The sequence below is a fragment of the Streptomyces sp. NPDC041970 genome, assembly GCF_055588985.1.
On the sequence record NZ_JBVJCD010000012.1, the window covers coordinates 83,899 to 106,684 of the forward strand.

Sequence of the window (22,786 nt, forward strand, 5' to 3'; positions counted from 1 at the left end):
CCTCGGGCCGGTCCGTATCCCCCCCCACGGACCGGCCCGTTTTTTCTCGGGGGCCGGCGGTCGGCTCTCCGCCCCCGCCCGGCGGTCGGCTCCCCCCTCGCACCCGGCGGTCAGCCCTCCCGCCGCACCCACGGGTCGGCTCGCCCCGGCCGCGGCCGTCAGCCCCCCGTCGAACCCCGGGGGCCGGCCCGACCCTCCGTCCCGGCGGTCAGCCGCGTCCCGCCCAGATGTTCGTGCCCTCCGTGTCCACGGCGAAGGCGTCGATCTCCTTCAGCTCCTCGGCGGTCAGCGCCGGACCCGCCAGGGCGGCCACGTTCTCCTCCAGTTGCCGCACGCTCGACGCGCCGATCAGCGCCGACGTCATACGGCTGTCGCGCAGCACCCACGCGATGGCCAGTTGGGCGAGCGACTGGCCCCGGCCCCGCGCGATGGCGGCGAGCCCGTTGAGGCGGCGGACCACCTCATCGTTGAGCAGGCCCGGATCCAGGGACTTGCCCTGGGTGGCGCGCGAGCCCTCCGGGATACCGTTCAGATACTTGTTCGTGAGCAGGCCCTGGGCGAGCGGCACGAAGGAGATGCACCCCATGCCGGCGGTCTCCAGGGTGTCGAGCAGCCCGTCGTCCTCGATCCAGCGGTTGATCATGGAGTAGGACGGCTGGTGGATCAGCGCCGGCACCCCCATCTCCCGCAGCAGCCGGGCGGCCTCGGCGGTCTGCTCCGCGTTGTACGAGGAGACGCCCGCGTACAGCGCCTTGCCCTGCCGCACGGCGGACGCCAGGGCGCCCATCGTCTCCTCCAGCGGGGTCTGCGGGTCGAAGCGGTGCGAGTAGAAGATGTCGACGTGGTCGAGGCCCATCCGCCGGAGCGAGGCGTCGAGCGAGGACAGCAGGTACTTCCGGGAGCCCCACTCCCCGTAGGGGCCGGGGTGCATCAGATAGCCGGCCTTGGTGGAGATGACCAGCTCGTCCCGGTACGGGGCGAGATCCTGGGCGAAGAGCTTCCCGAAGTTCAGCTCGGCCGAGCCGGGCGGCGGGCCGTAGTTGTTGGCCAGGTCGAAGTGGGTCACCCCGAGGTCGAAGGCGCGGCGCAGGATCGCCCGCTGGGAGTCCAGGGTCCGGTCGTCGCCGAAGTTGTGCCACAGGCCCAGCGACAGGGCGGGCAGCTTGAGCCCGCTGCGTCCGGTGCGGCGGTACTCCATGGAGTCGTAGCGCGAGTCGGCAGCGCGGTAGAAGAGATCGGGGGAGAGGTAATCAGTCACGTTTCCCTCCTTATCACGGACTTGTGACAGACCGGGTTGGGCCCCGGTGACCCGCTCGCAGTAATGTGGCGGCTTCGGGGAATGCCGATGCGCCGCGCGGCGAAGGCCCGCGCGGCCCCGTGCGTCCGGCACGGAACCCTGCGGACGGTGCGAGCCGCGCAGGCCGTGCGGCGACCCCCGCGGGGGAGGGCCCCCGGCCCCGGTGACGGGGAGGGCGGGCCCCAGGCCCGCACGGAACCGAGAGGGTGAACGCTGTGAACTTCCGTGACCTGGTGTACAGGCTCTACGCGCGCCGGGTGGAAGGCCGCCTGGACCACGATCAGGTGCCGAAGCACATCGGGGTCATCCTCGACGGCAACCGGCGGTGGGCCAAGGCGTCCGGCGGTTCGGCCGTGCAGGGCCACCAGGCCGGGGCGGACAAGATCTCCGAGCTGCTCGGCTGGTGCAGCGAGACCGACGTCGAGGTCGTCACCCTCTGGCTGCTCTCCACGGACAACTTCGACCGGCCCGAGAACGAGCTGAAGCCGCTGCTCGGCATCATCGAGAACACCGTGCGCAACCTCGCCGCGGACGGGCGCTGGCGCGTCCACCACGTCGGCACCCTCGACCTGCTCCCCGCCGAGACCCAGACGGTGCTCAAGGAGGCCGAGCAGGCCACGTCCCACATCGACGGGATAATCGTCAACGTCGCGGTCGGCTACGGCGGACGCCAGGAGATCGCGGACGCGGTCCGCTCGCTCCTCCTGGACCACGCGGAGAAGGGCACGACCTTCGAGGAGCTGGCCGAGGTCGTCTCCACCGACCTGATCTCCGAGCACCTCTACACCCGCGGCCAGCCCGACCCGGACCTGGTGATCCGCACGAGCGGCGAGCAGCGGCTCTCGGGCTTCATGCTCTGGCAGAGCGCCCACTCGGAGTACTACTTCTGCGAGGTCTTCTGGCCGGCCTTCCGCAAGGTCGACTTCCTGCGGGCGCTGCGCGACTACGCCGCCCGCCACCGGCGCTACGGGGCCTGATACCGGCCACCCGGCGCCGCGGCCGCGCCCGGCGCACGCCCCCTTCGACGGCCCCCCGCCCGGCGGGGGGCCGTCGCGTACGCCGGGGGTCATCGCGCGTCCACCGGGACTTCTCCACACCGTGTCATATGCGGCCGCATGGCCGCGCGCCAACGAGGGAATACCCCTGACAGGTCGACGTCCGGTCACCAACCAGGCGGACGTCGCAGCCAAGTGAGCGGCTCCCAGCCCGCTCGCCCGGGAGGCCCTTTGCACACGAAGGACCGTCACGCAGCGTGCGGCCGAGCGGAGGCCGCGGTCCGGCCTTCGCGCAGAGGCCCGATCCCGGTCCGTCCTCTCCCTTCGGGAAGCCCCGCGACCCTCCGTCGCACTCCCCGACCTCGTCCGAGGGGGTACGTCCTTCCGTGGTGACCAGCTCTAAGCGCCGCATGTCCGACCGGCGCACCTATGTTCTCGACACCAGCGTCCTGCTGGCCGACCCAGGCGCGATGACCCGCTTCGACGAGCACGAGGTCGTGCTGCCGATCGTGGTGGTCACCGAACTGGAGGCCAAACGCCACCACCCCGAACTCGGGTACTTCGCCCGGCAGGCCCTGCGCCGCCTGGACGACTTCCGGGTCCGCCACGGCCGGCTGGACGCCCCGATCCCGCTCGGGGACCTGGGCGGGACGCTCCGCGTCGAGCTCAACCACTCCGACCCCGGCGTCCTGCCCGCCGGCTACCGGTTGGGGGACAACGACTCACGGATCCTCGCGGTCGCACGCAACCTCCAGGCCGAGGGGTACGACGTCACGGTCGTCTCCAAGGACCTGCCCCTGCGCATCAAGGCGTCCTCCGTCGGCCTCCTCGCCGAGGAGTACCGCGCGGAGCTGGCCGTCACCGACTCCGGCTACACCGGCATGAGCGAGCTGCCCCTCTCCGGGGAGCAGGTCGACCTGCTGTTCGCCGAGGAGACGCTGTACGTCCCCGAGGCCGCCGAACTGCCCGTCCACACCGGCCTGGTCCTCCAGTCCGAGCGCGGCAAGGCCCTCGGCCGGGTGACGGCCGAGGGCACCGTGCGCCTGGTGCGGGGCGACCGGGAGGCGTTCGGCATCCACGGCCGCAGCGCCGAGCAGCGGATCGCCCTGGACCTCCTCCTGGACGCGGACGTGGGCATCGTGTCGATGGGCGGCCGGGCCGGCACCGGCAAGTCCGCGCTGGCGCTCTGCGCCGGGCTGGAGGCGGTGCTGGAGCGCCGGCAGCACAAGAAGGTGATGGTCTTCCGGCCGCTGTACGCGGTGGGCGGCCAGGAGCTCGGCTACCTCCCCGGCAGCGAGGCCGAGAAGATGAGCCCCTGGGCGCAGGCCGTCTTCGACACGCTCTCGGCGGTCGCCGGGCGCGAGGTCATCGAGGAGGTGCTGGGGCGCGGGATGCTGGAGGTCCTGCCGCTCACCCACATCCGGGGCCGCTCCCTGCACGACGCGTTCGTGATCGTCGACGAGGCGCAGTCGCTGGAACGGAACGTCCTGCTGACCGTGTTGTCCCGGATCGGGGCCAACTCGCGCGTCGTGCTCACCCACGACGTGGCCCAGCGGGACAACCTCCGGGTCGGCCGGTACGACGGAGTGGTCGCCGTCGTCGAGAAGTTGAAGGGCCATCCGCTGTTCGCCCATGTGACGCTCACCCGCTCCGAGCGTTCACCCATCGCCGCGCTGGTGACCGAAATGCTGGAGGAAGGCCAGGTCTGACCGGCATGTCCCCCCGACGCCGCCCGGCGAGCCAAGGAGCTTAGCCGGGCGGCCTCGTGCCGTGCCGTCATTTCCGGTATACCGGGCGTCCAAACGGGGTGTGACCTTTCCCACGCAACACAGAATTGCCTCCGGCCTCCCTCTCGGGCAGAGTCTTGCTTCCGTCAGGCCCCGCATACGGCACTTGGGCACCTCCAGAGGTGCACCGCACCACACAACTCAACACGTGACGTCCGTATGCCGCCCGCGAGTACCACGCGGCGACCCCCCAGGGGGTCGCCCACCGGGCCCGTGCCTCCCGTGACCCACGCAGTAGGGAGGCCAGTGTCAAGGGCACGATTGCGCTCGCGAGGTCACCTAAGCGGGCGATGCTGGAAGGACACCGTGTGAGCCGGATCTCGGTCCGGGGGTTCGCCGTGGCATCTGCCACCGCGGTCACCACCGTAGGCGCCGTCGTAGGCGTTGCCTCGAGCGGCGCTCCCGCCGTCGAGGACAACAACTTCGAGGCGGCCGCAGCCGACACCACGCTGCTCGCAGACATCCCCGCGGGCCAGCAGGCCCAGGTCCAGACCGCTTCGCTGACGCAGCAGGCCGATGCCCAGGCATCCGCCGCCGACGCCGCGGCGAAGAAGTCGGCCGAGGAGTCGGCCCGCATCCAGGCCGCCAAGGACGCCAAGTCCAAGAAGCGCGCGGCCGAGGAGCGGATCGAGGCCGAGCGCGAGGCGGCCGAGAAGAAGAAGAAGGAGGAGGAGGCCGAGCGCGCCAGCCGGTCCTCCGTCCGCGACGCCTCCTCGTTCGCCGCCCAGGGCTCGTACTCCGTGGCACAGGTCAAGGCGATGGCCCGCCAGATGGTCCCCGCGGACCAGTTCCAGTGCTTCAGCAACATCGTGAGCCACGAGTCGACGTGGAACTACCGCGCGGTCAACGCGTCCTCCGGGGCGTACGGACTGGTGCAGGCCCTGCCGGGCCACAAGATGTCCTCCGCCGGCGCCGACTGGCGCACCAACCCGGCCACCCAGATCAAGTGGGGCCTCAGCTACATGGACGGCCGTTACGGCAGCCCGTGCGGCGCCTGGTCGTTCTGGCTGGCCAACAAGTGGTACTAGCGGGCGGACGCGGTCCGCGACCGCGCTCCTGACCCCTGCGAGGCCCCCCACCGTCACGACGGTGGGGGGCCTCGCACGTGTACGTTCACATTGCCGCCGCGCCGGGGCGATGGGGGACGGAGACGGGGGAAGGGAAGAGAGCATGTCGAGATTGCCGGGATGGCTGGGCCGCTTCGGGTCCGAACTGACGGAGCTGGGCGCACGCCTGGAGGAGCGGCGGGCCAAGGCCGTGTCGGGGGAGGACCCGGACGACCCGGTTCCGGGCTCCGGCGGGGCCTCGGGCGCGCCGGAGGACGGGGGGCTCGGGCAGGTGCCCGCGCCCCCCTCGTACGCGCCCCTGGTGGCGGCCAGGCCCGATCCGGTCGCGGCGATCCCGTGGGGGATGCGGGTCGCGGCCGAGGCGGGGTGGCGGCTGCTCGTCCTCGCCGGGACCCTCTGGGTGCTGATGCGGGTCATCAGCGCGGTCCAGCTCGTCGTGCTGGCCTTCGCCGCCGCCCTGCTCGTCACCGCGATGCTCCAGCCGACCGTCGTCCGCCTCATGCGGCTCGGGCTGCCGCGGGGGCTGGCGACCGCCTTCACCGCGGTGCTGGGGTTCGTCGTCATCGGCCTGGTCGGCTGGTTCGTGGTGTGGCAGGTGATGGACAACCTGGACACGCTCTCCGAACGGGTCCGCGACGGCATCGACGAGCTGAAGCGCTGGCTGCTGGACAGCCCCTTCCACGTCACCGAGTCGCAGATCAACGACATCGCCAAGAACCTGAACGACACCATCGGCACCAACACCGAGGAGATCACCTCCGCCGGGCTCCAGGGCGTCACCGTGATGGTGGAGTTCCTGACCGGGCTGCTGCTGGCGATGTTCTCGACGCTCTTCCTGCTCTACGACGGCAAGCGCATCTGGCAGTGGACGCTGAAGCTGGTGCCCGCCCAGGCCCGGCCCGGCGTCGCGGGGGCCGGGCCCCGCGCCTGGCGCACGCTCACCGCCTATGTGCGGGGCACGGTGCTGGTCGCCCTGATCGACGCGGTCTTCATCGGCCTCGGGCTCTACTTCCTCAACGTGCCGCTCGCGGTGCCGCTCGGCGTGTTCATCTTCCTGTTCGCCTTCGTCCCGCTGGTCGGCGCGGTGGTCTCCGGCGCGCTCGCGGTGGTCGTCGCGCTGGTCACCGAGGGCGTGTTCACCGCGCTGATGGTGCTGCTGGTGGTCCTGGCGGTGCAGCAGATCGAGGGCCACATCCTCCAGCCGTTCATCCTCGGCCGGGCGGTGCGGGTGCATCCGCTGGCGGTCGTCCTCGCGGTGGCGACGGGCGGGCTGGTCGCGGGCATCGGCGGCGCGGTCGTCGCCGTGCCGCTGGTCGCCGTGGTCAACACGGTGGTCGGCTACCTGCGCTCGTACAGCCGCGGCGGCGTCCCCGGCGGGGCCACCGCCGTGTCCGCGGACCCGGCGCACCCCGCGGCGGACCCGGAGCCGGCCGCCTCGCGCATCCCGGCCGAGACCGCTCCGGCGGCCCCGGCGGCGAGCATCCCGCAGGAGCGGCCGCCGCAGGAGTAGCGCGGCACGACGACGGGAAGGGCCCCGAGGACGGTCGGTCGTCCTCGGGGCCCTTCTCGTGTCAACGGTACCGCCGGGTCACTCGGCGAGTACGGCCTCGGCGTCGAGGGTCACGCCGACCGCCTGGATCACCGAGGCGACCTTGACGGCCTCCTGGATGGTCTCGCGGTCGACGCCGGCCTTGCGCAGGACCTGCTCGTGCGAGTCCAGGCACTGCCCGCAGCCGTTGATCGCGGAGACGGCCAGCGACCACAGCTCGAAGTCGACCTTCTCCACGCCCGGATTGCCGATGACGTTCATCCGCAGACCCGCGCGGAGCGTCCCGTACTCGGGGTCCGACAGCAGGTGCCGGGTCCGGTAGAAGACGTTGTTCATCGCCATGATGGCGGCCGCCGACTTCGCCGCGGCGTACGCCTCGGCGGAGAGGTTGGCCTTCGCCACGGGCTCCAGCTCGCGCAGCACCCGCGGCGAGCGCGAGGCGATCGCGCAGGCCAGGACGGTGCCCCAGAGCTGCTGCTGGGGGAGCTCGCTGTTGCCGATCACCGAACCGAGGTTCAGCTTCAGGTCCTTGGCGAAGTCCGGTACGGCGGACTTCAGTTCGTCGAGAGCCATGTCGCTACCAGCTCACTCGCCCGAGAGGAGCGCGACGGGGTCCAGGGTGCTCTCGCCCTTGGTCCAGTTGCAGGGGCACAGCTCGTCGGTCTGCAGGGCGTCGAGGACCCGCAGGACCTCCTTGGGGTTACGGCCCACGGAACCGGCGGTCACCATCGTGAACTGGATCTCGTTGTTCTGGTCGACGATGAAGACGGCGCGCTGCGCGAAGCCGTCGGCGCCCTCGATGCCCAGCGCGCGCATCAGCTCGTGCTTGGAGTCGGCCAGCATCGGGAAGGGCAGGTCGGTCAGGTCCGGGTGGTCCTTGCGCCAGGCGTGGTGCACGAACTCGGAGTCACCGGAGAAGCCGAGGATCTGCGCGTCGCGGTCGGCGAACTCGTCGTTCAGCTTGCCGAACGCGGCGATCTCCGTGGGGCACACGAAGGTGAAGTCCTTCGGCCACGCGAAGACGATCTTCCACTTGCCCTCGTAGGTCTTGTGGTCGATCTGCTCGAATTCCTTGCCGCTCTCCAGGGAGACACAGGCAGTCAGGTCGAACTCGGGGAACTTGTCACCGACAGTGAGCACGCGCTCTCCTTGCAACGTCTGGAATTCCGCTTTCACGGGGTCTTCCTGAGGGTTGGACGGGATCCACCTTGGCACAGAGTGCATTGATCGCGGAAATAGCTACACTCGGCCCGGATGATCGGAGGTGCCTATCAGTGGTCGCGGGTAATCAGGGCATACGCCCCAAGCAGCCCAGTCTGTCCCAGCTCCGCGCCTTCGCGGCGGTGGCGGAACACCTGCACTTCAGGGACGCGGCGGCCGCGATCGGGATGAGTCAGCCCGCGCTCTCCGGCGCCGTGTCCGCCCTGGAGGAGGCACTGGGTGTCCAGCTCATCGAGCGTACGACGCGCAAGGTGCTGCTCTCGCCGGCGGGGGAGCGGCTCGCGGTGCGGGCCCGTGCGGTGCTGGAGGCCGTCGGGGCGCTGATGGAGGAGGCGGAGGCGGTCCGGGCGCCGTTCACCGGAGTGCTCCGGCTCGGCGTGATCCCGACCGTCGCCCCGTACCTCCTGCCCACCGTGCTCCGGCTGGTCCACGAGCGCTACCCGGCCCTCGACCTCCAGGTCCACGAGGAGCAGACCTCCTCGCTGCTGGAGGGGCTGGGGGCCGGCCGGCTCGACCTGCTCCTGCTCGCCGTGCCGCTCGGCGTCCCCGGAGTGGCCGAGATCCCCCTGTTCGACGAGGACTTCGTGCTCGTCATGGAGGAGGGCCACCGGCTCGGCGGCCGGTCGGACCTCCCGCGCGACGTGCTGCGCGAGCTGCCGCTGCTGCTGCTGGACGAGGGGCACTGCCTGCGCGACCAGGCCCTGGACGTCTGCCGTGAGGCGGGCCGCACCCAGGGCGCGCCGGTGACCACGACCGCCGCCGGGCTCTCCACCCTGGTCCAGCTAGTGGCGGGCGGGCTCGGGGTGACCCTCCTGCCGCGGACCGCCCTGACCGTGGAGACCGGGCGCAGCACGGCGCTGGCCACCGGGTGCTTCGCGGACCCGGCCCCCAGCCGGCGGGTGGCGCTGGCGATGCGGACCGGGTCGGCGCGGCGCGGCCAGTTCGAGGAGTTCGCGGCCGCGCTGCGCGGTGCGATGGAGCCGCTGCCGGTGCGGCTGGTGGAGCCGGGGGCCGGCGAGGGGTGACGTACGGCCGGGGCCCCCGGTCCACGGGGGCCCCGGCCGTACGCCGTTCGGGCGGGCGTCACTCGGTGCGCAGGCCGTCCGGGCGCATCAGCCGCCACAGCGACGGCAGCGACAGCAGGGTCACCAGCGCGATCAGCGCGCCGCCGGCGGCCGCCAGCGGCCAGAACAGCCACCAGTCGGACACCTGCTTCCCGACCATCCAGGCGAGCGTCCCGCCGAGCCCCAGGCCGCCCGCGACCGCCACCGCCAGGCCGAGCAGCACCGGCACGGCCGTCTGCCACAGCACCGACCAGGCCAGCGTGGTCCGCCGGGTGCCGAAGGCGACCAGCACCGACAGCAACCGCCTGCGCTCGCGCAACTGCTCCACCTGGGAGACCAGCATCGAGGCGGCGATCAGCAGCAGCACCACGCTCGCCCCCGCCCGCAGCCCGGTCTGGACGCTGGCGTACTGCCGGTCGCGCTCCGTCGCGCTCAGCGTGACGAACCGCATCGCGGGGTCGATCCGGGCGGCCGTGTTGCGCACGTGCTCGGTGGCGTCGGGCACACCCTCGTCGACCCGGATCTGCGCGACGAGCGTGGCGCCGGGCAGCTTGCCCGCGTCGATCGCGCCGGTGGTGGCCATGATCCCCCAGTGCTCCTCGCCCAGCGGGTCGAGGCGGCCGGTCACGGTCGGCGAGTCGGCGGGCAGCGTCCACCGGTAGGGCTTCGGGGCCATCCCCCGGCCGATCTCGACGATCTCGCCCTTGCGCGCGGTCTCGTCCACCCAGTCGGCCTGGCCCTGGTCGCCCGCGGGGTGCACGACGAAGGCGTCGCCGTCCTCGCAGGCGCCGATCCGGGCCAGCTCGCGCAGGGTGGCGCAGGTGCCGATGGTCAGCGCGGTGGTGGGCTCGATCTCGTCCTCCGCGTAGACGCCGGGCTTGGACGCGTACGCCTGCACCGCGCCGATCACCAGCTCGACGCCCTCCGTGGCGCGGAACCGCTCGATGGCCGAGGTGGCGGCCCCGCCCGTGACGTCCTCGGAGTACGCGGCGAGCTGGGCCCGCGAGGGGTCCTGCCCCGTCACCCGGTGGAAGTCGGCGTTCATCGCGGCGAACAGCATCTGGAGGGCGACCGCGCCCGCCACCGCGACCGTCACGCCGCTGACCGCGCCGGACGCCGCACCGCTGCTCATCTGGAGCCGGCGGGTGGCGAGCTGCCAGGGCACCGGGCCGCCGCGCAGCCGGTTCACGCACGCCTCGACCAGCCACGGCAGCAGGAGGGCGAGCCCGACGAGCACCAGCACGGCGCCGCCCGCGATGGAGTACGGGTTCACCGGCTCGTACCCGTTGGTCCGGCCCGTCGCGGCGAGGACCGCGAGACCGGCCAGCGGCAGCAGCAGGCGCCACCAGAGCCGGCGTCCGCGCTCGCGGCCCCGGCGTACGACGCCGAGCGGCTCGATCACCACCGACCGCATCGCCACCAGGGTGACCAGGACGGCGGTGACCGGCACCGCGACCGCGACCAGCGCCGCCAGCCAGCCGACGGGAGCGAGGTCGGCCGGGAACACGCTGACGTCCCAGACCTCCACCGCGCCGGCGAACTCCCGGCCCACCAGGAAGAACGCCAGGCCGAACAGAAGCCCGAGCACCGCGCCGAACAGCGCTTCCCCGGCGGCGATGCGCCGGGTCGAGCGGATGTCCGTGCCGACCAGGCGTAGCGCGGCCAACCGCCGGTCCCGGCGGTCCCCGCCGAAACGCACCGCCGTGGCGATGAAGATCGCGACCGGCACCAGCAGCACGACGCAGACCAAGATGACCAGCACGACCAGCAGCGGCGGGAAGGGGTCGCCCTGGCGCTCGTCGCCGTAGCCGCTGATCCGGTGCGCGCCCCCGGCCGCCGTCAGGGTGTCGCTGCCCGCGTAGTAGAGCAGCTCGCCGGGGGAGCGCAGCCCGGCGTCGCCGATGGCGCCGGTGATCCGGTACGGCAGCCGCTCCCGCAGCAGCTCGCCCTCCGAGGAGGCGAGCAGCTCCGCCAGCGCGGGCGAGACCACCATCTCGTCCGGGCCGGGGAAGCGGTCGACGCCCGGCGGGCGGACGGGGGTCGAACCGTCGGGCCGCATCAGGTGCCCCGCCACGGTCCGGCCGCGGTACTCGGTGGCCGTGTCGACGCGCAGCACCGAGCTGTCGGACCTGGGCGGCGTGCCGCCGGGCGTGCCGGAGACCCGCGCCTCGCTGCGGGCCTGCTCCCGCGCGGAGCGCGCGTCGAGCAGGTGCGGCACGGAGGAGGCGAGCAGCAGCAGCGCCACGCCGAGGCCGACGCCGGCGGCGGTGAGCAGGGTGCGGATCCAGCCCTCCCGGCCTCCCGCGGCGGCGAACCGGACGCCGAGCCCCAGGTCGCGGAGGACGATCCCGCCGGCGCGCGGCGGCGCCGGGCGCGGCGGCGCGGCCACCGGGGGCCTCTTCTCGTCGAGCAGCGTCATCCCACGTGCTCCAGGTCGTGGGCCCGGCCGTCGCGCACGGTGACGTCGCGGTCGGAGTAGGCGGCGACCCGTGCCTCGTGGGTCACCAGCACGACGGCGGCGTTGGTGGCGCGGGCGGCCTCGGTCAGCAGCTCCATCACGCGCTCGCCGTTGAGGGAGTCCAGCGCGCCGGTCGGCTCGTCCGCGAAGATCACCTTCGGGGACGCGGCCAGGGCGCGGGCCACGGCGACCCGCTGCCCCTGCCCGCCGGAGACCTCGCCGGGGCGCTTCGCGCCGATGCCGTCGACCTCCAGGCGCTCCATCCACGCGCGGGCGGTGCGCTCGGCGTCCTTGCGCCGGACGCCGTTCAGCCGCAGGGGCAGGGCGACGTTCTCCACGCAGGTCAGCTCGGGGACGAGCTGGCCGAACTGGAAGACGAAGCCGAAGTCGCTGCGGCGCAGGGCGCTGCGCTCGGCGTCCGACATCGCCGACAGCTCGCGGCCCGCGTAGGTGATGGTGCCGGAGTCGGGTGTGATGATGCCGGCCAGGCAGTGCAGGAGGGTGGACTTGCCGGAGCCGGAGGGGCCCATCACGGCGACGACCTCTCCGGGGTGGACGGAGAACGACGCCCCGTCCAGGGCGGGCGTGGAGCCGTAGGTCTTGCGCAGGTCGCGTGCGCAGAGCAGGGAGCCGTCGGGTATCACGGGGTCACCACCTGGGCGAGTTGGTCGAGACGGGCAGCGGTCAGTTCCAGCCACCGCAGGTCGGCTTCCAGGTGGAACAGGGCGTGATCGCAGATCAACTGGTCGGCGAGGTCGCCCCTGCGCTTGCGGTCGGTCAGGATGCGCATCATGCGCAGGTGCTCCGACCGCTGGCCGTCCAGCAGGTCGGCCGCGCTGCGCCCGGTCATGAGCGCGAGGACCACCTTGGTGTACAGGGTGGACTGGAGGTACGGCTCCGGCTTCTCGGGCTGCGCCAGCCAGCGGGACACGTCGGTGATCCCGGAGTCGGTGATGGCGTACCGTTTGCGCTCGGGCCCTCCCTCGCTCTCGACCCCGTCGACCTCGACGAGGCCGTTCTTCAGGAGCCGGGACATGGTCGAGTAGACCTGGCCGTAGTGCAGCGGGCGGTCCTGGCCGAACTTCTCGTCGAAGGTCCGTTTCAGGTCGTAGCCATGGCGGGGGCCGGACTCCAGGAGCCCGAGGAGGGTGTGACCGATTGACATGCGGAGCACTCTACATGGTGTGTATACCCACGGTGTATACGTGTCCGAAAGGCGCCCGCGACCGGTATCCGTACGGGCGTGCCGGCCGCGGGCGGCGGGTTGCTCAGGCGTCCGGGCCGGGCGCGGAGTCCGGCGGCCGCCGCTCGGGCTCCTCCCGCGGCGGCGGCGCGGACGGCCGTCCGGGCGGCCTCCCGCGGCGGGCGATCGGGGCGGCCGACCCCGGCAGCCGCCCCGCCTCCGCGAGCGCGCGCCGCAGCAGGAACTCGATCTGCGCGTTGGCGCTGCGCAACTCCTCCCCGGCCCAGCGGGCGAGCGCGTCGTGCACCGCGGGGTCCAGCCGCAGCAGCATCTGCTTGCGCTGCCGCGGCCGGGGCGCGGGCGCCGGCCCGGACGGGTCCGGTCCGGACGGCGCGGGCTCGGGCGGGTTCCGGTCGGTCACTGGTAGAGGGTGCCCGTGTTGAGGACCGGCTGGGCCGCGCGGTCCCCGCACAGCACCACCATCAGATTGCTGACCATGGCGGCCTTGCGCTCGGAGTCCAGCTCCACGATGTCCTGCTCGGCGATCCGGGTCAGCGCCATCTCGACCATGCCCACCGCGCCCTCGACGATCTGCCGGCGGGCGGCGACGACCGCGCCGGCCTGCTGGCGCTGGAGCATCGCGGACGCGATCTCAGGAACGTACGCGAGGTGGCTGAAGCGCGACTCGACGATCCGCACGCCCGCCGCCCGCACGCGGGCGGTCAGCTCGGCGGCCAGCTTCTCGGTGATCTCCTCCGCGTTGCCGCGCAGCGAGAGGCCGTCCTCCTCGTGGGCGTCGTAGGGGTACTCGATGGCGATGTGCCGCACGGCCGCCTCGGTCTGGGTGGCGACGAACTCGGGGAAGTCGTCCACCTCGAACAGCGCCTGGGCGGTGTCCTCCACCTTCCAGACGACGATCGCGGCCAGCTCGATCGGGTTGCCGTAGGCGTCGTTGACCTTGAGGACGGCGGTCTCGTGGTTGCGGACCCGCGTGGAGATCCTGCGCCTGGTGGTCAGCGGGTTGACCCAGCGCAGCCCGTCGGCGCGGACCGTGCCCGCGTACCGGCCGAAGAGCTGGATCACCCGCGCCTCGCCCGGAGCGATCATCATCACCCCGCCCATGCAGAAGAGCGAGACCAGCGCGGCGAGCGCCCCGAGGACGAGCAGCGGGACGCCGGTCCCGGCGCGCCCGTCCGCGGCGGCCAGGCCCCCGACGGCGGCGAGGCCGCCGCCCGCGAGGACCCCGAGCACCGTCAGCAGCAGCCCGACGCCGCCGGGGACGGAGCGCGCCACGACCTCCCTGACCTGCGGTGCGGGCAGGTCGGGGACGTCGATGGCGAGGTCGGTCGCGGGTGCGTCCGGTCGGTGGCCGCCGTGCTGCCCGGTCATGGGTCCCCCCGTTCCGCGCGGCCGGTGCCGCGCTAGCAAAGTGATTTCACATTAACGGATCGCGCAACCCCGCGCACCCTTCGGGAGTCGGTTCCTCCGGAAACGGGTGCTGATTGTCACGTCCGGGAAAGGCCGGATCGCTCGCCGTTCGTCCCGCCCGACGGTGTTAGCTGGAGGGTCGGAACGGACCGAGGAGCCGAGCGGGCCGGTCGAGCAGAGAAGCGGGAGCAACACAGCGATGGGTCGAGCGGACGCGCGACGGGCCGGGAAGAGCGGCGGCATACGCGGGCTCTTCACGTGGAAGAAGCTGCTGGGCGCGTTCTTCGGGGCCTGCCTGCTCGTGATGGGGGCCTTCGGCGCGCTGTACCTGTCCGTCGACATCCCCGCCGCCAACGCCATGGCGGAGCGGCAGAGCAACGTCTACCAGTACAGCGACGGCACGGTCCTGGCCCGGACCGGCAAGGGCGTCAACCGCCAGATCGTCGACCTCGACGAGGTGCCCGAGAAGGTCCAGCACGCGTTCGTCGCGGCGGAGAACAAGACCTTCTACAACGACCAGGGCGTCGACCTCAAGGGCACGACCCGCGGCCTGCTCCACACCCTCTCGGGCAAGGGCAAGCAGGGCGGCTCCACCATCACCCAGCAGTACGTGAAGAACTACTACCTGACGCAGGACCCCACCGTGAGCCGCAAGCTCAAGGAGCTGGTGATCTCGCTCAAGGTGGACCAGGACCAGTCCAAGGAGCAGATCCTCGCCGGGTACATCAACACCGCCTACTACGGCCGCGGCGCCAGCGGCGTCCAGGCGGCCGCCCAGGCGTACTACGGCGTCGACGCCAAGGACCTGAACGTCGCCCAGGGCGCCTACCTCGCCTCCCTGCTCCAGGCCCCCAGCCAGTACGACTGGGCCGTCGCCAGCGAGACCGGCAAGCGCCTGGTCCAGGAGCGCTGGGCCTACACCCTGCGGAACATGGTCGAGATGGACTGGCTGACCGAGTCCGAGAAGGCCGGCCTGGAGTTCCCCGTACCGCAGAAGCCCAAGCCCGCCCAGGGCATGGAGGGCCAGGCCGGGTACCTCGTCGAGGCCGCCGACAAGGAGCTGGACAAGCTGGGGGTCACCGCCGAGGACCGCGAGGCCGGCGGCTGGACCTTCACCCTCACCGTGGACAAGAAGCGCCAGCGCGAGCTGGAGGGCGCGGTCCACGACGAGCTGGAGTCCAAGCTCGACCGCGAGAGCGACGAGGTCGACGCCACCGTCCAGGCCGGCGCCACCTCCGTCGACCCGAAGACCGGCGAGGTCGTCGCGATGTACGGCGGCGAGGACTACGTCAAGCACTACATCAACAACGCCACCCGCCAGGACTACCAGCCCGCCTCCACCTTCAAGCCGCTGGTGCTCGCCTCCGCCCTGGAGAACGAGGCGAAGACCCAGGACGGCAGCCTGATCGGCCTCAACACCGTCTACGACGGCACCAGCAAGCGGCCCGTCGTCGGCAGCGACACCCCCTTCAACCCGCAGAACGAGGACGACCGCAGCTACGGACGGATATCCGTCCAGAAGGCGATGAACAGCTCGGTCAACTCCGTCTTCGCGCAGATGATCGTGGACGTGACGCCCGCCGCCGTGAAGGAGACCGCGCTCGCCCTCGGCGTGCCGGACAAGAACTTCCCCGAGCGCCCCGCCGTCTCCCTCGGCACCATGAACGCCTCGACCTGGGACATGGCCGGCGTCTACGCCACGCTCGACAACCACGGCAAGAAGGTCACCCCGCACATCCTGCGGTCCGCCGAGCACCGCGACCGCTCGGTCACCCCGGACAAGCCCCGGCGCGAGCAGGCCATCAGCCGCCCCTCCGCCGACACCGTGACCTCCGCGCTCACCGGGGTCGTCGACGCCGGGTCCGGGCGCGAGGCGAACAGCCCCGCGTACGACGCGGCGGGCAAGACCGGCACCTCCGAGGACAACAAGTCGGCCTGGTTCGCCGGGTACACCCCCGAGCTGGCCACCGTGGTGGCCCTCTTCGGCGAGGGCGACGGCGGCCGCAAGCAGGTCTCGCTCACCGGCACCGCCAACAGCGGCCGAGCCAACGGCGGCGGCTTCCCGGCCAGGATCTGGGCGGACTACACGCTCGACGCCCTCGGCGGCGGCTCGGACGCCCGCTTCGACCTGGAGGGCGTGGAGCGCGGCGAGGCCCCCGTCGCCCCGACGACCCCCACGCGCGCCCCGTCGGCACCGGTCACGCCGTCGCGGGAGCCCACCACCCAGCCGCCCGTCACGCCGTCCCGGACGCCGAGCCGTGAGCCCAGCGAGACCCCGACCACGCCTCCGCCGACGGCGCCCGACACCACCCCGCCCGCCACGCCGCCCACCAAGGGCCCGGAGCTGCCGCCGACCCCCGGCGACGGCGAGGACCGGCCGGGCCGGGGATCCGGCGGCAACGGGCCCGGAGGCAACGGCCCCGGCGAGTGAGCGCGCAGGAGTGACGCGGAGGGGCGGGCGCCGACCGGCGCCCGCCCCTCCGCGTCGCGGGGGCCGCCTCAGCTCCCCCGTGTCGTCATCTCGAACCAGACCACCTTGCCGGTCGACAGCCGGGTCGCACCCCACCGCCGGGCCAGCCGGTTGACCAGGAACAGGCCGCGACCGCCCTCGTCGGTGTCCCGCGCCCGGCGCTGCCGCGGCAGTTGCGGGGAGTCGTCGCCGACCTCGCAGCGCAGGATGTCGGTCCGCAGCAGCCGCAGCGTCACCGGCCGCTCCGCGTACCGCACCGCGTTGGTGACGACCTCGCTCACCAGCAGCTCCACCTCGTCGGCCCGGTCCTCCAGGCCCCAGCGGCCCAGCGCCCGCCGGGCCAGTCTGCGGGCCCGGCCCGGAGCCGCGTCCTCCGGCTCCAGGTCCCAGCACGCCACGTCGCTCGGGGCGATCCCGTCGAAGCGCGCGGCGAGCAGCGCGATGTCGTCGTCCCGGTCGCCGGGCCCGAGCATGTCGAGCACGTCGTCGCAGAGCGCCTCCAGCGGGGGCGAGTGGTCCGACCCGGTGAGCCGGGCGGTCGCCGCCAGCCGCTCCCGCAGCAGCTCGATGCCCGTCCACACGTCCCGCAGCCGCGACTCGACGAGCCCGTCGGTGTACAGGAGCAGCGTCGCCCCGGCCGGGGCGTCCAGCTCCACGGCCTCGAAGTCGACGCCGCCCACGCCGATCGGCGCGCCCGGCGGCACGCGCAGCACCTCGGCCCGGCCGCCCAGGTGCAGCAGCACGGGCGGCGGGTGCCCGGCGTTGGCGATGGTGATCCGGTGCGCGACCGGGTCGTAGACCGCGTACAGGCAGGTCGCCATGCGGTCGCTGCCGAGCCGCTGCGCCTGCTCGTCCAGGTGGTGCAGGACCTCCTGCGGCGGCAGGTCGAGCCCGGCCAGGGTCTGCGCCGTCGTGCGCAACTGGCCCATGATCGCGGCGGAGGTCATGGAGTGGCCCATGACGTCGCCGACGACCAGCGCGACCCGGCTGCCGGGCAGCGGGATCGCGTCGTACCAGTCGCCGCCGACCCTGGCCGTCTCGGCGGCCGGGAGATAGCGCGAGGCGAGCCGGACGCCGGTCGGCTGGGGCAGCGAGTCGGGCAGCATCGTGCGCTGGAGCTCGTCGGCGATGTAGGCCTCGCGCCCGTACAGCACGGCCTTGTCGATGCCGAGCGCGGTGTGCGTGGCCAACTGCGCCGCGACCAGCAGGTCGCTGGCCTCGAACGGCGGGCGCTCGGTGCCGCGCACGAAGACCGCGGCCCCGATGACCCGCCGCCGGCCGCGCAGCGGGGCGAGGATCGCCCGGTGGCCGGTGGGGACGGTGCGGCCGGGGCCGAGCAGCTCGGGCAGGGCCGCCCGCGCCGCCGCGGAGTCGCCGAAGACCGGCCGCACCCCGCGCAGCACCTCGTCCAGCGCGCCGCTCGTGCGCACCTCGCACAGCTCGGCGGCGGGCATCAGGTCGGCCTGCGGGTCGATGACGAACGGCCGCAGCCGCTCCGGGTCGGCCCCCGGCTCGCGCTCCTCGTCGCTGGTGCGCAGCCGGTCGCTGCGGCGCAGCCGCAGGACGAACGGGCTCACCGGGCGCTCGTCGCCGACCGGCAGCGGGTCGCGCAGGTAGACCAGTATCGCGTCGGAGAACGTCGGCACGCTGGCCCGGCACAGGCCCAGGACGATCTCGTCCAGGTCGATGCCGCGGGCGATGCGCCGGGTGGCCGCGCCGACGAAGCGCAGCCGGTCGCCCTCGCGGCGGGTGGCCGCCTGGGCGTCGGCCACGGCGGCCGCGGCGGCGGGGTTCGGCGCGGCGGCCGGGGCCGGGATCGCGGCCGCGGCGGCGGCCGCCGCGGCATCCTGCTGCCGGGGCCGGGTGCGCTCCTGCTGCCGGGCCGCGAGCGGCTGCCGGCCTTCGTGGGAGGTGGGATGCTCCGTCACGCGTGGGATTCCGTCCGTCCGGGCCGGTTGTATGAGGCAGTGACCTCGTGGGGCGCTACTGTGCCCCGGCAAGCGCGGTGAGAACAACGGCTGTCACCGGATGCCCGCCTCGGCGGGGCCGAAACCGGGCGTCCGGAAGATGGCCGGCCGGCGGTCCCCCCGGCGGTGGGGCAGCGGGCAGCGGACACGTCTCCACCCCCTCGTCGTGGTTCCCGCGACCGGGCGGAACCGCCGGGTCCGCGACCCGTCCCGTCCGCGCGGCCGCCGCGATGACTTGTGGTCACTTCCGGTGCGGCGCCTGGTGCTCGTGGCGTTCGCCCCCCTGCGGGACCGGTCGTGCCGACCGGGCCGCCCGAAGGGCGCTTCCAGGGTCTCACGACGGTATACGGGCGGGGGTCCGGTCCCAGTCATCCGGCAGCGGCGGCACCGGCCACCGCGGATCGGGCCGCCAGTGCTCCCAGCCGTCCCGGAACGGAGAGCCCCAGCGGGTGATCACCCCCACCGCCTCCCGGCCCGCCGCCCGGACTCGGCCGGCGGTCTCCCGGTCCATCAGGCCGACGCGCCGCGCCTGGGCGAACTCGTCCTCGTCGAGCCATTTCCAGCTCCGGTCCGGGCTCACGGAGATGTCGAGAAAGTGATCCTCGGAATCCACTCCTCCGGACCACCGGGTGCGCGGCTCCTCCAGGTTCACGTACCAGTTGCGGAAGAGCCACCCCCGGTCCCAGAACAGCCACACCGACCAGGGCTCGCCGGGCCGGGCCAGCTTGAGCACCCCGGAGCCGAACCAGGTGGAGCGGGCCGTGGTGCGCGGCGCGGTGTAGCGGGTCGCCAGCGGCTCGGTGTGCACCTGGGCGCCGCCGACGAGCGCCGGGCGCACGCATTCGGTGCCGGGCGCCATCCAGACGGCGAGCAGGTCGTCGGTGTCCTGGACGACGGTCACAGGACGGCAGATGTGCACGGCCGGGGCGCCGGCCTCCCGCCGCCGCGCCCGGCCGTTGTCGCGGTAGCGCCAGAGGATCTGGTCGCCCGGCGCCCAGCGCGCGCGCTCTGTCGTACCTGTCATGGAGGGATCGTACGGACCCCTCCGGCCGGCCCGCTGCGACTCAGGTCACCTGGAGGTGACCGACCGCCCCGTCCGGGGGCGGGAGTTCACGGACGCGTCATGCGCAGGACGTCCAGGGCCTCGTCGAGCTGCTCCAGCGTCAGGTCGCCGCGTTCGACGTACCCGGAGGCCAGGACCGTCTCGCGGATCGTGGCGCCGTCGCGGAGGGACTTCTTGGCGACCTTCGCCGCCTCCTCGTAGCCGATGTACTTGTTGAGCGGGGTCACCACGGACGGCGAGGACTCGGCGTAGGCGCGGGCCCGTTCGACGTCGGCGGTGATGCCGTCGACCGTGCGGTCCGCGAGCAGCCGGGAGGCGTTCGCGAGCAGCCGTACGGACTCCAGGAGGTTCTTCGCGATGACCGGCAGCATCACGTTCAGCTCGAAGTTGCCCGCCGCGCCGGCCGTGGCGACCGTCGTGTCGTTCCCGGTGACCTGGGCGGCGACCATCAGCACCGCCTCGGGGATCACGGGGTTGACCTTGCCCGGCATGATCGACGAACCGGGCTGGAGGTCGGGCAGGGCGATCTCGGCGAGGCCGGTGCGCGGGCCCGAGGCCATCCAGCGCAGATCGTTGGCGATCTTCGTCAGCGAGACGGCGATGGTCCGGAGCTGGCCGGAGGTCTCCACGAGCCCGTCCCGCGCGCCCTGCGCCTCGAAGTGGTCGCGGGCCTCGGTGAGCGGCAGTCCGGTGGCCGCCGCGACCTCCGCGATCACGGCGGCGGAGAAGCCGGGCGGGGTGTTGATGCCCGTGCCCACCGCCGTACCGCCCAGGGGCAGTTCGGCGAGGCGGGGGAGTGAGGCGCGCAGCCGTTCCACGCCGTAGCGGACCTGGGCCGCGTAGCCGCCGAACTCCTGGCCGAGGGTGACCGGGGTGGCGTCCATCAGGTGGGTGCGGCCCGCCTTCACGACCTCCGCGAATTCGGCCGATTTCCGCCCCAGGGATTCCGCCAGATGGTCCAACGCCGGGATCAGGTCGGCGGTGACGGCGGCGGTCGCCGCGATGTGGATGGAGGAGGGGAAGACGTCGTTGGACGACTGCGAGGCGTTCACGTGGTCGTTGGGGTGGACCTCGCGGCCCAGCCGCTCGGCGGCGAGGGTGGCGATCACCTCGTTGGCGTTCATGTTCGACGAGGTTCCGGACCCCGTCTGGAAGACGTCGACCGGGAAGTGGTCGTCCCAGCGGCCCGCGGCGACCTCGTCGGCCGCCTCCCGGACGGCGGCCGCGACGTCCGCGTCCACCACCCCCAGCTCGGCGTTGACCTTGGCGGCCGCGCCCTTGATCCGGGCCAGCGCCTCGATGTGGGCGCGCTCCAGGCGCTGCCCGGAGATGGGGAAGTTCTCCACCGCCCGCTGGGTCTGCGCCCGCCACTTGGCGTGTGCGGGGACCCTGACCTCGCCCATCGAGTCGTGTTCGATCCGGACGTCCGAGCCGTCCGACGTGTCGGCCGTTGTGTCAACCATGGTGTTTAAACCTCCCGCAGAAGATGAGCACGTGTCTTGTTCCCCGTATTCCCAAGTCGCCTACCGATCAGTAAATACCGTGGGTAACCACTCATCGGGAGGCGCAATGAGGCGCACCAGCACCAGATTCCGAGGGGCCGGCGGTCTTCGCCGGCTCCGCACGGTCGCCGCCGCCGTCGCCCTCGCGGCGGCTTGCGGCGGCCTGGCGGCCGCCGGGCCCGCGGGCGCGGCGGGACCGGGCACCGGCTCCCTCGCATCCACCCCGCTCCCGCCCGCGCTGGAGGCCGTCCGGGCCGCCGAGGCGACCCAGCTCTACGGCAGCCCCGCCGAGCGGCCGTTCGCGGACCGCAGGACCGGGCTGATCTCGCTCGGCGACAGCGAGATATCCGGCGAGGGCGTCGGCTCCTACGACCCCGGCACCAACGGCCCGGACAACTGGTGCCACCGCTCGCCGGAGGCCGCCGTCCACCGCACGGGCATCGCGGCGGACGTCACGTACAACGTCTCCTGCTCCGGCGCCCATACCGGGAACATCAGGATCGGCGGGACCCCGCAGTACGCCGACGAGCTGGTGCAGAGCGACAGCCTCGCGATCAAGGCCCGCAACACCCGGATCAAGATGATCGTCCTGGTCGCCGGGGCCAACGACGACCTCCAGTTCGCCCCGGTCATGACGGACTGCGTGGTCCGCTACCTCACCCTCCAGGGCCCCTGCGAGCCGAAGTACGCGGACGGCTGGCAGGCCCGCGTCGACGCGCTGGTCCCCAAGGTGGAGCGGACCGTCCGCGACCTGCGCACCGTCATGAGCGACGCCGGGTACGCGAACGGCGACTACAAGCTCGTCCTGATGGGCTACCCCAGCCCGATCGGCCCCGACTTCCGCGACAACCCGGCCTTCCCCGGCAAGGTGGCCTGCGGGGGCCTCGGCCACGACTCCGACACCGCCTGGGGCCGCGACACCGCCGTACCCGCCTTCCAGGCCGGGATGCGCAGGGCCGCCGCCTCCACCGGGGCCGCCTACCTCGACAACTCCCGCCTCTTCCACGGCCACGAGGTGTGCAGCGAGGCGCCGTGGGCCCGCGGCCTCTACATCGACCTGAGCAAGCCCGGTCTGCCCGACGAGAACTCGGTGCGGCAGTCCTTCCACCCCAACGCGGACGGCCACCGCGCCTTCGCCTCCTGCCTCACCCAGATGTACGCCTCCGGCCTCCGCGAGGCGAGCTGCGCCGACCCGGCGAGCACCGGCAGCCCGGTCCTCCAACCGGCGGCCTGGGACGACCTGTTCGCCCCGCTGCGGAACGAGGCCACCGGCACGTGCGTGGACGTCCCCGCCTCGGTGACCCGCAACGGCACCGCCATCGGCGGCTGGGACTGCCACGGCGGCCGCAACCAGACCTGGTGGCACGACGCCGCCACACGGACCGTGCGCACCGGGCTGAGCCACGACCGCTGCCTGGACGTGCCGGGCGCGAGGTACGAGCCCGGCGCGGCTCTCATCGTGTGGGACTGCGCGGGCGCGGCCAACCAGAGGTTCGTCCGGCAGGCGGGCACGCTGCGCCCGGCCGCCGCGACCGGGCTGTGCCTGACGCTGGACGGGGCGAAGGACCCGCTCAGGCTCCAGACGTGCGACGGCAGCGCGCGGCAGCGCTTCGCGTAGGGCGCGCGGGGGGGGGGGGGGGGGGGGGGGGGGGGGGGGGGGGGGGGGGGGGGGGGGGGGGGGGCGGGTGGGGGGGGGGGAGGGGGGGGGCTTCGAAGACCCGCCCGCCCGAGAAGG

At 73.1% G+C, this 22,786-nt stretch carries 18 protein-coding genes; 7 read left to right on the forward strand and 11 right to left on the reverse strand.

Annotation, left to right across the window (positions count from 1 at the left end):
• Positions 1-208: 208 nt before the first annotated feature.
• Complete coding sequence (mgrA, locus tag ACZ6EJ_RS09605; protein WP_469265771.1) at positions 209-1,258, reverse strand: L-glyceraldehyde 3-phosphate reductase; 1,050 nt, start codon at positions 1,256-1,258, stop codon at positions 209-211.
• A 254-nt stretch (positions 1,259-1,512) separates the two neighbouring features.
• Here mgrA and ACZ6EJ_RS09610 point away from each other — a divergent pair, with 254 nt between their 5' ends.
• From ACZ6EJ_RS09610 to ACZ6EJ_RS09625, 4 genes are all read left to right on the forward strand, one after another.
• On the forward strand, positions 1,513-2,274 hold the full coding sequence (locus ACZ6EJ_RS09610; RefSeq protein WP_469265773.1) for an isoprenyl transferase: 762 nt from the start codon (positions 1,513-1,515) through the stop codon (positions 2,272-2,274).
• A gap of 404 nt (positions 2,275-2,678) precedes the next feature.
• Positions 2,679-4,001 carry a PhoH family protein gene (locus ACZ6EJ_RS09615; RefSeq protein ID WP_469265775.1) on the forward strand — a complete coding sequence of 441 codons (1,323 nt, stop codon included), beginning with the start codon at positions 2,679-2,681 and terminating at the stop codon, positions 3,999-4,001.
• Positions 4,002-4,387: 386 nt separating this feature from the next.
• On the forward strand, positions 4,388-5,107 hold the full coding sequence (locus ACZ6EJ_RS09620) for an aggregation-promoting factor C-terminal-like domain-containing protein (protein ID WP_469265777.1): 720 nt from the start codon (positions 4,388-4,390) through the stop codon (positions 5,105-5,107).
• A gap of 142 nt (positions 5,108-5,249) precedes the next feature.
• Positions 5,250-6,656 carry an AI-2E family transporter gene (locus ACZ6EJ_RS09625; RefSeq protein WP_469265779.1) on the forward strand — a complete coding sequence of 469 codons (1,407 nt, stop codon included), beginning with the start codon at positions 5,250-5,252 and terminating at the stop codon, positions 6,654-6,656.
• 78 nt (positions 6,657-6,734) lie between these two features.
• Here the strand turns inward: ACZ6EJ_RS09625 and ACZ6EJ_RS09630 are convergent, their stop codons facing one another.
• Together ACZ6EJ_RS09630 and ACZ6EJ_RS09635 are read right to left on the reverse strand one after the other, a co-directional pair.
• Positions 6,735-7,268, reverse strand: a complete 534-nt coding sequence (locus ACZ6EJ_RS09630; protein ID WP_469265780.1) for an alkyl hydroperoxide reductase — start codon at positions 7,266-7,268, stop codon at positions 6,735-6,737.
• 12 nt (positions 7,269-7,280) lie between these two features.
• Entirely contained in the window at positions 7,281-7,835 is a 555-nt protein-coding gene (locus ACZ6EJ_RS09635) for a peroxiredoxin (RefSeq protein WP_469265782.1), read from the reverse strand.
• A gap of 134 nt (positions 7,836-7,969) precedes the next feature.
• Between ACZ6EJ_RS09635 and ACZ6EJ_RS09640 the strand changes: the two genes are divergently transcribed.
• Positions 7,970-8,941, forward strand: a complete 972-nt coding sequence (locus tag ACZ6EJ_RS09640) for a LysR substrate-binding domain-containing protein (RefSeq protein ID WP_469265784.1) — start codon at positions 7,970-7,972, stop codon at positions 8,939-8,941.
• Between the two features lie 58 nt (positions 8,942-8,999).
• Here the strand turns inward: ACZ6EJ_RS09640 and ACZ6EJ_RS09645 are convergent, their stop codons facing one another.
• From ACZ6EJ_RS09645 to ACZ6EJ_RS09665, 5 genes are all read right to left on the reverse strand, one after another.
• The gene (locus ACZ6EJ_RS09645) at positions 9,000-11,399 is read right to left on the reverse strand and encodes an FtsX-like permease family protein (protein ID WP_469265786.1); all 2,400 of its coding nucleotides are present in this window, start codon (positions 11,397-11,399) and stop codon (positions 9,000-9,002) included.
• Positions 11,396-12,082, reverse strand: coding sequence for an ABC transporter ATP-binding protein (locus ACZ6EJ_RS09650; protein ID WP_469265788.1), 687 nt, complete (start codon positions 12,080-12,082; stop codon positions 11,396-11,398). Before ACZ6EJ_RS09650 ends, ACZ6EJ_RS09645 begins: the two co-directional genes overlap by 4 nt.
• Positions 12,079-12,603 carry a PadR family transcriptional regulator gene (locus tag ACZ6EJ_RS09655; RefSeq protein ID WP_469265789.1) on the reverse strand — a complete coding sequence of 175 codons (525 nt, stop codon included), beginning with the start codon at positions 12,601-12,603 and terminating at the stop codon, positions 12,079-12,081. Before ACZ6EJ_RS09655 ends, ACZ6EJ_RS09650 begins: the two co-directional genes overlap by 4 nt.
• A gap of 103 nt (positions 12,604-12,706) precedes the next feature.
• Positions 12,707-13,042: a type II toxin-antitoxin system antitoxin gene (locus tag ACZ6EJ_RS09660; RefSeq protein ID WP_469265791.1), complete on the reverse strand. Its 336-nt coding sequence runs from the start codon at positions 13,040-13,042 to the stop codon at positions 12,707-12,709.
• Positions 13,039-14,010, reverse strand: a complete 972-nt coding sequence (locus ACZ6EJ_RS09665) for an SPFH domain-containing protein (RefSeq protein WP_469265792.1) — start codon at positions 14,008-14,010, stop codon at positions 13,039-13,041. Before ACZ6EJ_RS09665 ends, ACZ6EJ_RS09660 begins: the two co-directional genes overlap by 4 nt.
• A 238-nt stretch (positions 14,011-14,248) precedes the next feature.
• Between ACZ6EJ_RS09665 and ACZ6EJ_RS09670 the strand changes: the two genes are divergently transcribed.
• Positions 14,249-16,480, forward strand: a complete 2,232-nt coding sequence (locus tag ACZ6EJ_RS09670; RefSeq protein WP_469265794.1) for a transglycosylase domain-containing protein — start codon at positions 14,249-14,251, stop codon at positions 16,478-16,480.
• A gap of 68 nt (positions 16,481-16,548) precedes the next feature.
• Here the strand turns inward: ACZ6EJ_RS09670 and ACZ6EJ_RS09675 are convergent, their stop codons facing one another.
• From ACZ6EJ_RS09675 to ACZ6EJ_RS09685, 3 genes are all read right to left on the reverse strand, one after another.
• Positions 16,549-18,447 carry a SpoIIE family protein phosphatase gene (locus tag ACZ6EJ_RS09675; protein WP_469265796.1) on the reverse strand — a complete coding sequence of 633 codons (1,899 nt, stop codon included), beginning with the start codon at positions 18,445-18,447 and terminating at the stop codon, positions 16,549-16,551.
• Positions 18,448-18,820: 373 nt separating this feature from the next.
• Positions 18,821-19,510 carry a cytidylyl-2-hydroxypropylphosphonate hydrolase gene (fomD, locus tag ACZ6EJ_RS09680; RefSeq protein ID WP_469265797.1) on the reverse strand — a complete coding sequence of 230 codons (690 nt, stop codon included), beginning with the start codon at positions 19,508-19,510 and terminating at the stop codon, positions 18,821-18,823.
• A gap of 86 nt (positions 19,511-19,596) precedes the next feature.
• Positions 19,597-21,012: a class II fumarate hydratase gene (locus tag ACZ6EJ_RS09685; protein WP_469265799.1), complete on the reverse strand. Its 1,416-nt coding sequence runs from the start codon at positions 21,010-21,012 to the stop codon at positions 19,597-19,599.
• A gap of 106 nt (positions 21,013-21,118) precedes the next feature.
• Between ACZ6EJ_RS09685 and ACZ6EJ_RS09690 the strand changes: the two genes are divergently transcribed.
• The gene (locus tag ACZ6EJ_RS09690; protein WP_469265801.1) at positions 21,119-22,669 is read left to right on the forward strand and encodes a ricin-type beta-trefoil lectin domain protein; all 1,551 of its coding nucleotides are present in this window, start codon (positions 21,119-21,121) and stop codon (positions 22,667-22,669) included.
• Positions 22,670-22,786: the final 117 nt, after the last annotated feature.

Bases quoted from the DNA above. Each gene is read 5' to 3' on its own strand.
- ACZ6EJ_RS09645 (WP_469265786.1), bottom strand. From the start codon at position 11,399: ATGACGCTGCTCGACGAGAAGAGGCCCCCGGTGGCCGCGCCGCCGCGC.
- ACZ6EJ_RS09655 (WP_469265789.1), bottom strand. From the start codon at position 12,603: ATGTCAATCGGTCACACCCTCCTCGGGCTCCTGGAGTCCGGCCCCCGC.
- ACZ6EJ_RS09665 (WP_469265792.1), bottom strand. From the start codon at position 14,010: ATGACCGGGCAGCACGGCGGCCACCGACCGGACGCACCCGCGACCGAC.
- ACZ6EJ_RS09630 (WP_469265780.1), bottom strand. From the start codon at position 7,268: ATGGCTCTCGACGAACTGAAGTCCGCCGTACCGGACTTCGCCAAGGAC.
- ACZ6EJ_RS09670 (WP_469265794.1), top strand. From the start codon at position 14,249: ATGGGTCGAGCGGACGCGCGACGGGCCGGGAAGAGCGGCGGCATACGC.
- ACZ6EJ_RS09690 (WP_469265801.1), top strand. From the start codon at position 21,119: ATGAGGCGCACCAGCACCAGATTCCGAGGGGCCGGCGGTCTTCGCCGG.
- ACZ6EJ_RS09625 (WP_469265779.1), top strand. From the start codon at position 5,250: ATGTCGAGATTGCCGGGATGGCTGGGCCGCTTCGGGTCCGAACTGACG.
- ACZ6EJ_RS09685 (WP_469265799.1), bottom strand. From the start codon at position 21,012: ATGGTTGACACAACGGCCGACACGTCGGACGGCTCGGACGTCCGGATC.
- fomD (WP_469265797.1), bottom strand. From the start codon at position 19,510: ATGACAGGTACGACAGAGCGCGCGCGCTGGGCGCCGGGCGACCAGATC.